Source organism: Synechococcus sp. BA-120 BA3 (genome assembly GCF_034931285.1).
Lineage (GTDB): Bacteria > Cyanobacteriota > Cyanobacteriia > PCC-6307 > Cyanobiaceae > Cyanobium.
This window is the reverse complement of the sequence record NZ_JAYGHZ010000410.1, coordinates 1-2,922: the sequence shown is the minus strand read 5'-3', so window position 1 is coordinate 2,922 and position 2,922 is coordinate 1. Positions and strand designations below refer to the sequence as shown.

The following is a 2,922-nucleotide window of genomic DNA, read 5'->3' as shown; positions in this document are numbered from 1 at the left end:
GTATACGGGCCGGGCCCCGGCCCGCCCCGGTGCCGGGCCCCTGGGCCGTCCCGGCATCCGCACCCGCTCCGGGGATCCCGGCGGGCCCTCGCCAGAGGCCGGAGCCAAGACCCTGCCGGCCGTCGGTCCACCGGAGCGCCCGCTGACGGTTCCCGTCAACGAACGGGTGGACTTCACCCCGACGATGGAGGAAGGGCCGTTTCAGCAGCCCACCCTGCGGGGCCTGTTCCGCTGGGACCTGCAGCAGCCAGCCTCCCGATGAGGGGCCTCAGCCGATCGCCTGCCGGACCGACAGGAGGCCGAAGGCCAGGAAGAGGCCGCCGCTGAGGCGATACAGAACCTTCTCGCTGATCCGGCCGCCGATCCACTGGCCCGCGCCGACGGCCAGCCAGGTGACCAGGGCATGGCCCAGGAGCGTGCCAGCCAGCAGGCCGGCGAAGGTGAAGGCCGGGGCCGCCGCCAGGAAGATGGTGGCGAACTGGGTGCGATCCCCGAGTTCGGCCAGGAACACCAGCACGAAGGCCTCCCAGATCACGGCGCCGGGACCCCGGACACTGCCGTCGCTCTCGGCCGCGTCAATGGCCGCTTCGGCCTCCTGGGCCTCTTCCTTGGCCGCGTCGGCCGGAAGGCGGGAGGCATCGACCAGGAGCTTCACGCCGAAGCCCAGGAACAGGGCCGCCGCCAGCCAGGGAACCACGGCCTGGGGCAGCCATTCCCTCAGGCCGTACCCCATGCCGAGGGAGAGCAGGGTGACCAGGGTGAGGGCGGCGAAGGCCCCCAGGAACACCCAGCGGGGGCGATGGCGGGCCGCCAGGATCAGGGCCATGAAGAAGGTCTTGTCGCCCAGCTCCGCCAGGGTGATGGCCGTGAGGCTGGAGCCGAAGGCGGCCAGGCCGGGATCACCGGCAGGGGGAAGGGTCATGGGGGCGTCGGGCACGCCTCCATCGGCGCTGGACAACGGGGCCGGCCGCGGGCAAGGGCGGTGCCGGGAGCATCGCTGGGGAGGCTAGGTGCCAGCCGGCCCCGGACGGCCGCTGGGCGGCGGCGCGTCAGCAGGGGGCCATCAGGCGCCGGCGAACAGCCAGAGGCCGAGGGCCAGCAGCAGCCAGCCCAACCAGGCCAGCTCGAAGATGGGGGTGGCAAGATGCACCAGGGGCACCAGAAGCCAGTGGGCGAGGGACACCCCCAGCAGCACCACCAGCAGGAGCGGCAGCATCAGGCCCCTCCTGCGGCCGGGGCCGTCGCCGCCCCGGAGCGGAGCACCGCCCAGGGATCATCGCTTCGCTCCTCCCCTCGCCAGGCCAGGACGGTGCTGGCCTGGCCCGACCCCGGGGGCCAGGGCAGGGGCTCCAGCAGGGCCAGACCCGGAAACTGGCGGGCGGCCTCCGCCGCCGTGGTGGCCGCAGGCTGACCGGAGTGGTTGGCGCTGGTGGTGGCCAGGGGCCCGCTGAGGCGCAGCAGCTCCCGGGCCCGCTCGCAGGCCGGCACGCGCAGGCCGAGGCTGGTGCCACCGGGGTGGAGATGGTCGGTGAGGGCGCCGGTGATCGGCAGCACCAGGGTGACGGCCCCGGGCCAGCTGGTCCGGGCCTGCTCCAGCCAGGGCTCCTGCCAGGGCACCGCGAGGACCTCGATCAGCTGGGGCGGGTCGGCCCCCATAAGGATCAGCGGCTTGTCGGCGGGCCGTTGCTTGAGGCGCCAGAGCAGGTCGGCCGCGGCGGGCCGGCAGGCCAGGGCCGGCAGGGTGTCGGTGGGGAACAGGACGGCCTCCCCGGCCGCCAGGCACCTGGCCAGATCGACGGGTCCGCTCATCGGGCGCGGGGCCTCCAGGCACTGGCGAAGCGGGCCCGGCCCTCCAGATCGGCATGGGCCCCGGGGCGCTCCAGACCGCCGGCGCGCAGCAGCTCGCCGACCGCCTCGCTCTGGTCGTGGTGGTGCTCCAGCAGCAGGAGGCCACCAGGGGCGAGCGCCTGCAGGGCCCCGGCCACAATCGAGCGGAGGGCCGTCAGCCCATCGGGGCCACCATCAAGGGCCAGCCGGGGTTCGTGGTCGCGCACCACCGGCTCCAGCCCGGCCAGGGCGGCGCTGGGGATGTAGGGAGGGTTGCTCACCACCAGATCCAGCCCGCCCCACCAGGGCTGCAACGGCTGCCACCAGTCGCCCGCCAGCAGGGTGACCTGGCCCTGCAGGTGCCAGCGGGCGAGGTTGGCGCCGGCCTGGGCCTGGGCCTCGGCGCTGGCCTCGACGGCGAAACCCTGGCTGGTGGGAAGGCTGCGGGCCAGGGCGATGGCCAGACAGCCGGAGCCGGTGCCCAGGTCGGCCCAGCGGGAGATGGGGGGGGCCGCCGGAAGCAGCTCCAGGGCCAGATCCACCAGCAGCTCCGTTTCCTGCCGGGGGATCAGCACCCCGGGGGCCACCGGTAGCTCCAGGTCGCGCCAGGGGCAACGGCCCACCAGATACTGCAGCGGCTCGTGGGTGCGGCGGTGGCGCTGCCAGAGGGCTTCGAGCGCCTCCAGCGGGCGATCGAGCCGGATGGTGGCCAGGGGCTGACACCAGAGCGCCTGCAGCTGGCTCCAGCGCAGCCCGCCGCCCAGATCCAGCAGCCAGTCGAGGTCGGCGGCGGCGCCGCCCCGGGCCAGCAGACGGCGGCGCCACTCCAGGAGTTCCGCCCCCGTCCGTGTGAGGGACTCGGGCGCGGGCGGCAGAGGGGCCGGGTTCGGGGCTGGGATCGGAGGGGTGACGGCCGGGGAAACCATGGGGGGAGCCTAATCAGGGGCGACGGTCTCAGCAGGGACGCCAGCAGAGGCCCGCCTCGGCCCGCAGCCGCCCGGCCAGCTCCAGCTCCAGCAGGCGGGGCATCAGCTCGGCCATGGGGCGATCGAGCGCCAGGCTCAGCTGCTCCAGGCTGGCGCCACCCCCCACCGC

The 2,922-nt window shown here is 74.8% G+C and carries 6 protein-coding genes; 1 reads left to right on the top strand and 5 read right to left on the bottom strand.

What is annotated here, in order from left to right:
* Window positions 1–262: hypothetical protein (locus tag VB737_RS16095; RefSeq protein WP_500314441.1), on the top strand; the 262-nt coding region annotated here is incomplete at its 5' end.
* Between the two features lie 6 nt (window positions 263–268).
* Here the strand turns inward: VB737_RS16095 and VB737_RS16090 are convergent.
* From VB737_RS16090 to VB737_RS16070, 5 genes are all read right to left on the bottom strand, one after another.
* Entirely contained in the window at window positions 269–922 is a 654-nt protein-coding gene (locus VB737_RS16090; RefSeq protein ID WP_500314439.1) for a TMEM165/GDT1 family protein, read from the bottom strand.
* A 141-nt stretch (window positions 923–1,063) separates the two neighbouring features.
* Complete coding sequence (locus VB737_RS16085) at window positions 1,064–1,216, bottom strand: hypothetical protein (RefSeq protein WP_500314437.1); 153 nt, start codon at window positions 1,214–1,216, stop codon at window positions 1,064–1,066.
* Window positions 1,216–1,809 carry an L-threonylcarbamoyladenylate synthase gene (locus VB737_RS16080; protein ID WP_500314435.1) on the bottom strand — a complete coding sequence of 198 codons (594 nt, stop codon included), beginning with the start codon at window positions 1,807–1,809 and terminating at the stop codon, window positions 1,216–1,218. The genes VB737_RS16085 and VB737_RS16080 overlap by 1 nt, the downstream gene beginning before the upstream one ends.
* On the bottom strand, window positions 1,806–2,753 hold the full coding sequence (gene prmC / locus VB737_RS16075; protein WP_500314433.1) for a peptide chain release factor N(5)-glutamine methyltransferase: 948 nt from the start codon (window positions 2,751–2,753) through the stop codon (window positions 1,806–1,808). The genes VB737_RS16080 and prmC overlap by 4 nt, the downstream gene beginning before the upstream one ends.
* 28 nt (window positions 2,754–2,781) lie before the next feature.
* The gene (locus VB737_RS16070; protein WP_500314442.1) at window positions 2,782–2,919 is read right to left on the bottom strand and encodes a DprA-like winged helix domain-containing protein; all 138 of its coding nucleotides are present in this window, start codon (window positions 2,917–2,919) and stop codon (window positions 2,782–2,784) included.
* Between the last annotated feature and the right edge of the window lie 3 nt (window positions 2,920–2,922).